Annotated in this window: 7 protein-coding genes; 5 read left to right on the top strand and 2 right to left on the bottom strand. The window is 61.0% G+C overall.

The window, feature by feature from the left end; genetic code table 11:
- The coding region (locus MUN33_RS09555; RefSeq protein WP_244803068.1) for an IS3 family transposase at positions 1 to 862 on the top strand (862 nt) is incomplete at its 5' end.
- A gap of 312 nt (positions 863 to 1174) precedes the next feature.
- A complete protein-coding gene (locus MUN33_RS09550) occupies positions 1175 to 1768 on the top strand; it encodes an SOS response-associated peptidase family protein (protein WP_244804694.1) in 594 nt (197 codons plus the stop codon).
- Positions 1769 to 1842: 74 nt separating this feature from the next.
- Here MUN33_RS09550 and MUN33_RS09545 read toward each other — a convergent pair whose 3' ends face one another.
- The gene (locus MUN33_RS09545; RefSeq protein WP_244804693.1) at positions 1843 to 2442 is read right to left on the bottom strand and encodes a TetR/AcrR family transcriptional regulator; all 600 of its coding nucleotides are present in this window, start codon (positions 2440 to 2442) and stop codon (positions 1843 to 1845) included.
- 56 nt (positions 2443 to 2498) lie between these two features.
- Between MUN33_RS09545 and MUN33_RS09540 the strand changes: the two genes are divergently transcribed.
- The 3 genes from MUN33_RS09540 (at position 2499) to MUN33_RS09535 (ending at position 4652) form a co-directional block, all read left to right on the top strand.
- Positions 2499 to 3902 carry a serine hydrolase domain-containing protein gene (locus MUN33_RS09540; protein WP_244804692.1) on the top strand — a complete coding sequence of 468 codons (1404 nt, stop codon included), beginning with the start codon at positions 2499 to 2501 and terminating at the stop codon, positions 3900 to 3902.
- A 72-nt stretch (positions 3903 to 3974) separates the two neighbouring features.
- Entirely contained in the window at positions 3975 to 4109 is a 135-nt protein-coding gene (locus MUN33_RS14090; RefSeq protein ID WP_255806739.1) for a hypothetical protein, read from the top strand.
- A gap of 156 nt (positions 4110 to 4265) precedes the next feature.
- Positions 4266 to 4652 carry an MFS transporter gene (locus MUN33_RS09535; protein ID WP_244804691.1) on the top strand — a complete coding sequence of 129 codons (387 nt, stop codon included), beginning with the start codon at positions 4266 to 4268 and terminating at the stop codon, positions 4650 to 4652.
- Here MUN33_RS09535 and MUN33_RS09530 read toward each other — a convergent pair.
- A protein-coding gene (locus MUN33_RS09530) for an IS3 family transposase (protein WP_244804690.1) occupies positions 4653 to 5950 on the bottom strand; the annotation gives its coding sequence in 2 pieces (ribosomal slippage) (positions 4653 to 5653 and positions 5653 to 5950; 1299 coding nt in all).
- Positions 5951 to 6020: the final 70 nt, after the last annotated feature.

Raw genomic sequence — 6020 nt, 5'->3', positions numbered from 1 at the left:
CCCTGTGACGGTGACGTGTCGGGTGCTCAAGCTCTCCCGCCAGCCCTACTACCGGTGGCTGGCTGACCCCGTCACCCCGAACGAGGTGGTCGAGGCGTATCGCGCGAACGCGCTGTTCGACGCCCACAAGGATAACCCTGAGTTCGGGCACCGCCTCCTCGCCGACGAAGCACGCGATGTGGGTGAGCCGATGGCCGACCGGACCGCGTGGCGGATCACATCGAGCAATGGCTGGTGGTCCGTGTTCGGGAAGAAACGGGCCAAGAACGGGAAGAAGCCTGGTCCGCCCGCCCATGACGATCTCTGCGCCGTGGTCGATGAGCATGGTCGTACCCGGCATGTGTTCACTGCGACGCGGGCGAATGAACTCTGGCTCGTGGACATCACGGAACACGGAACCGCGGAAGGCAAGCTCTACTGCTGTGCGATCAAAGACGCCTTCAGCCGGCGCATCGTCGGGTACTCCATCGACTCCAGGATGAAGTCCCGCCTGGCTGTCCAAGCACTTGAGAATGCGGTCCAGATGCGCGGTGACGTCGTCGGTTGCGTGGTCCATTCGGACAGAGGATCTCAATTTCGAAGCCGGAAGTTCCTGCGTGCTCTGGCCAGCCACGGCATGGTCGGTTCTATGGGCAGGGTGGGTTCGAGCGGCGACAATGCCGCGATGGAATCGTTCTTCTCTCTCCTGCAGAAGAACGTCCTTGATCGGCGTTCCTGGATCACGCGTGAGCAACTGAGGATCGCGATCGTGACCTGGATCGAGAGGACCTATCACCACCGACGACGGCAGGCCCGTCTGGGACGTTTGACCCCGATCGAATTCGAGGCCATCATGACCAAGGACGTCGCCCTCGCGGCGTGACTAACAACTGTCACCTAAACGTGCAACGGACCCGTTCTGCTTCGAGAGGATGCTCGACGGCTGGGACGACCAACATGTTTCCCTAGGACGAACCCGAGATGCCATCGCCTAGGCTGGGTTGGAAGTGCGATTGCTGAAGGATTCACACCTACAGCACTTTTCTCAGACAGCGCCAGCATCGATCATTGCTGATGCCACCGGGATCAGTGTGGACCAGGCGGAACGCCCCACAGCACGTCAGAACCGTGGCTAAGGGACCGAATAGTGCGCTACGGAATAATGCGCTTCACCAGTATTTTTGATCTCCCTCCGATGGACGAGCGGGAGAATCGACTGCTGCTGGAACAGTGGATCGAGCGACGCGGCGGTAACGCGAAGATCACCGGCAAGAAGGCTCTGAACTTGAATCCGCTGATCACCGCTGACGAGAGCGGGCACAGGGAGCTGCATCTGGCCTGGTGGTGGGTCCATGTCGGCAACGAGCCGGCGACGTTCAGCGCCTTCAATGCCCGCGACGATAAATTGCTTAGCTCGCGAGTCTGGAAGACCCCGTTTCGTGAGCACAGAGCCCTGGCACCGGCTACCTGGTACGTGGAGAAGGGAAAGAAGTTCGCCCTGCCGGGCGGTGAGGCATTCGGCATCGCGTCGATCACCACCACCGCGTACCGCGGTGACGAGAAGATGCTGACCTACGCTCTGGTCACCCGAGACGCCGTCGAGGCCGCCGCGACCGTACACCCGCGGATGCCGCTGGTGCTCCCGGCCAAGCTGCACGACGACTGGCTGGACACGGAGCTCACCGGCGACGGTGATCTGCTGGCTGAGGCATTGACGGCCTCGGAGGAGCTGAGCCGGTCCATGGTCATCGTCGTCGGCGACGACGGTCAGGGCGAGAAGTACGGGTAACAACGCTCATTACAGCAGGACCACGTTGTCCAGCGGTGTCGGATGCAGTACGACACAATCGGTGACCTTGGCGCTCAGCGGGCGGGGATGCTTCGGGAGCAGCTTCCGTCGAAGACCATGTCGATCGCGGACTCGAGCGGGGCCAGGTCCGGTCCGATCCCAAGGCCAGAGCGGATCATAATCCCGTGACAGACAGTGAGGATCGTTGTCGCAGACGCCACAGCATCGTGGTCAGGGGCGACCTCTCCGCATTCTTTTCCGTTGGTGATGGCGGTTTCAACCTGCCGGAGAAGTACCATTTCTCGGTCGCGGGCAGTCGAAGTCAGCTGTGGGTTCTGTGCCGCCAGGCCGAGGAACTCCTGACGCAGGCGGCACTCGGACTTCCTCTCGGCGTCGAGGGGGAGGAGTTGGGCGAGACCAGCGGTGATCATGTCGCGGATCGGTAGTCGCGCATGTTCTCCCTGTTCGACGAGTGCCTCGACGCGTGAGCCGATGCGGTCGAGACACGCTTCGTAGGACGATCTCAGAAGCGATTCCTTGGAGTCGAAGTAGTGCTGGACGAGTCCGACCGAGACGCGCGCGGTAGAGGCGACTCGAGCGATGGTGACCGCGTTCAGTCCAGATTCCGTGGCGACACTAAGTACGGCATCAACGATCTGCTCGCGTCGTTGCACATGGTCCGAAGTTCGTGGCATGGCATTACCGTACCACCATATGGTGTAATGACCGTATGAGCGTACGGAAATTGTTGAGCGTGGTCGTCCGAGTCTTCGCGGCAGTCCTGGCGGTGGCGGTCGCCTCCCAACTGTGGGCGGTTTCTGCGTATGCTGCGCTGCGCGAAGAGGAACCCGCGGGTCATCCGTCGGAGGAACAGTTCGGAGTGGCCTTAGCCGATGCGGTCGAGGCGGCAGGGGTGCCGGGCGCGACCGCGGCGGTGGTGACGCCCTCCTCTCTGGACGTGCACGCGGTGGGCGAGGACGCCGCGGGGGATACTCTCCGGCCCGATGCAGAGATGCTATGGGGCTCAGTGTCGAAGCCGATCGCTGCAACCACGGTTATGAAGCTGGTCGAGCGCGGCCGAATCGTACTGGATGATCCGGTGTTCGAGTATCTTCCGGAAATGCCGATGACCGACCCTAGATTCCGGTCGATCACCATTCGGCAGCTGCTCAATCACACGAGCGGACTGCCTTTCGGTGCTGATTATCTCGATGTCGATGACCCCGACCGACGTGCGGTGGATGTCATCGCGGAGTTGCGGGATCTCGAACTCATCGATGACCCGGGTAGTCGCTACGCGTACAGCAGTTTGGGGTACGTGTTGGTACAGGCTCTTATAGAGGAGGTGGAAGGCGAAGGTTTGGCCGAGGTTGAATCGAGGCTTTTTCCTGGTCTGGGGGTACTCGACGAGGTGAGTCCGGGGGCGCGGTTCGTGGGGAACAGGGCGGTGCCATGGCGGACTCCCCGTGACGGCGCTGGTCTGGGCTATGGCTACCAGGGCGGGACCGTCAGCGCCCTCGCTGCTGTCGTACAGGAGTTTTTCGGGGACCGGGGCGCGGAGGTTCTCGATGAGATGACGAGAGAACCTGTCGATTCTGGTGGTGGTGAGTTGATGGGGCTTGGGTGGCGTGTGCGTGACGACGGAGTCGTCTGGCACACGGGCACAGTCCCCGGCTACTTCAGTGCCGTCCATGTCGACCGTGATCAGCAGGTAGCCGTGGTGGTGACGATGAACGCCTCCGGGGTGCTGCATGAGGAGCAGCTTTTCGGCATCACCAGCCAGCTGTTTGACGAGGCGACAGGAATCGAAGGTAGTGTCAGCGCGAATAGGGGTTCGCCGGTAGGGCTGCTGATTCTGTTAGGCGTCGTGGTGGCCGTGGTCGCACTAACGGTACTCGGCTTGTTGCTGCGCGGAGGTCGTCGTGGCGCGTTGATGTGGATGGGCGGATCACTTGTCGTCTGCTTCTGTGGGTGGTGGGTGGTTCCAGCTCTGCTCGAGGTTCCTGCCCGCTATATTTGGCTGTGGATCCCGGAACTCGGGATCGCGTTTACCCTCATCCCGGTTACCTTGTTCGGAGTCGGGGTCTGGTGGGCATTTCAACCTCGGAGGCGCAGGCGTAATGAGGTGAGCTGAGTTGACATCCTCCCCGCCCGTAAGGGGCGGGGAGGATGTCAACTATGCCTTGGTCACCCGTGGATGCCGCTAGTGTTGCCGACCGAGCCGCACGACGACTGGCTGAACCCCAACCTCGCCGGCGAGGGCGACCTGCTGGCCGAGGCACTGTCCGCCTCCGAGGATCTGAGCCGGTCCATGGTCATCGTTGGAGGCAACAACTCGTAGTTCCTCGTCGTCAACCCCACCTGCAGTGTCGCAGTTCGGCGGTTGGTCACCCCGGCCCGATACAATGACCCTTGGGGCCGTCATCGGCGCTCAGTCCGCCGGCCGGCTCACCGACCGGTTTGGGGAACCAGGGTAATCACCGTCGGCTACGCAGTGATGGCCGCCACGCTCGCGGCGATCGGCTCACTCAGCCTGTCAAGCGCAATCCTTCCCGCACTGGTCGGGGCACTAGCGTTCGCGTGGGGTGCAAGCAGCTGGTGCCAGACCCCACCCCAGCAGCACCGACTGGTCGAAGCCGCTCCGGACGAGACTCCGCTGGTGATCGCTCTGAACTCCTCCGGCATTTACATCGGCATCGGGCTTGGCACGCTTATCGGCGACCTCGCCGGAGCAGAGAACGCGACCTGGATGTTCTTCTCAGGCGCCATTCTTGCCGTACTCACATCCGTATTCCTGGTCTCGACCTCCCGGAAAGCACCGAGTACACAGAACGGCACCCCCTTAAACCAGGGCCCGAACCCCAGAAAGTGGACACGGGGTTGATTACGATACGTTCAACAGACTACCAGAAACTCCAGCTTCGAACACCTCCGGAGCCTGATGTCCACACCAAGAATGTCGACGTACAGAATTGTACCGAACACACCACCGGAACACTTCACGCCTGCAGGACAACTGATTCACAAATGATTTCCTATCCTTCAAAACCTCACGCTTCATCGACGCGTTGAATGACTCAGCCAGAGAATTATCGGCACTGGCGCCCACCGCTCCCATCGACTGACGCACCTCGAAATCAGAACACAACCGCCTGAACATCGACGAGCTGTACACGCTGCCGTGATCAGAATGAAAAACAGCACCATCGAGTGAACCTCGCTGATTCTTCGCCATCACCAACGCGTCACAGACAAGATCGGCACGCATATGATCCGCGATAGAAAAGCCCACCAGGCGACGAGAATAACAGTCGATCACCGTCGCCAGGTACATAGTCGACCCTCCGGACACCGGAAGATAGGTAATATCACCGACATAGACACGGTTCGCCCGGTCTGCAGCGAAGTTCCGACGCACGAGATCCGGAAACCTCGGTGCGCTCGGCGCCGGGACCGTGGTGCGGACCCGGCGCTTCTTCGTGAACCCGGAAATCCCCTGGCAGCGCATGATCCTGGCGACACGTTTATGGTTAACCACCTGCACAGATGCTGCCCCATCCGCTCGTTGTGACACTGTCACCGACGCGCGTGATGCAGGTGAACAGGCACGGTTGTTCAGTGGTGTACCACGACGGCCGGGAGCATTGAGTTCAGCGGTAATACGTTTGGCGCCATAACACCCATCGTGTTCGGAGAATATAGCTCGAATCCGCGCACCGAGTGCCGCATCAGCGACGAGTCGTTCCCGGCGTCGTGACGCGGAAGATTTCCACTTGTAGTATGAGGAACGATTGAGCATCAATACCTCACATAGCCGCTTGACCGAGTACTCGGTGCGGAAGTCATCAACGAACCGGAAGCGGCTTACCAGGTCGTCTCTTCGGCAAAATACTTTGCTGCCTTGCGAAGAATATCCCGTTCTTCCCTGAGTCGGTGGTTCTCGCGTTCGAGCTCGCGAATCTTCTCGTCTTTGCCGATCCCTGTGGCCGCCCGGTCGGAGCCCTCGGGCGAGACTGATTTCGTTGATCGTGGGCGGGTTCCGTAGCGGGTAAGCCAGTGCTGCAAGCTTCCCCTGCTGACGCCTAGTTCAGCGGCGATACGGTTGATGGACGCCCCGTCGGTGTTTTCGTAGAGCGTGACGGCGTCACGTTTGAATTGCTCACTGTAGGTGATGCGTGGCATGGGGGTAGACTACCTTTCCTTCCCAGCGGACAGCTGGTGTCTGGGTGTCCACCACCCGGGGGTCGGGCCC

Origin of the sequence: Corynebacterium kalidii, from assembly GCF_022869005.1 — a bacterium.
In the GTDB taxonomy this organism is placed as follows: domain Bacteria; phylum Actinomycetota; class Actinomycetes; order Mycobacteriales; family Mycobacteriaceae; genus Corynebacterium; species Corynebacterium kalidii.
This window is presented reverse-complemented; position numbering and strand designations above follow the sequence as displayed.

Bases quoted from the DNA above. Each gene is read 5' to 3' on its own strand.
- MUN33_RS09540 (WP_244804692.1), top strand. From the start codon at position 2,499: ATGAGCGTACGGAAATTGTTGAGCGTGGTCGTCCGAGTCTTCGCGGCA.
- MUN33_RS09550 (WP_244804694.1), top strand. From the start codon at position 1,175: ATGGACGAGCGGGAGAATCGACTGCTGCTGGAACAGTGGATCGAGCGA.
- MUN33_RS09535 (WP_244804691.1), top strand. From the start codon at position 4,266: ATGGCCGCCACGCTCGCGGCGATCGGCTCACTCAGCCTGTCAAGCGCA.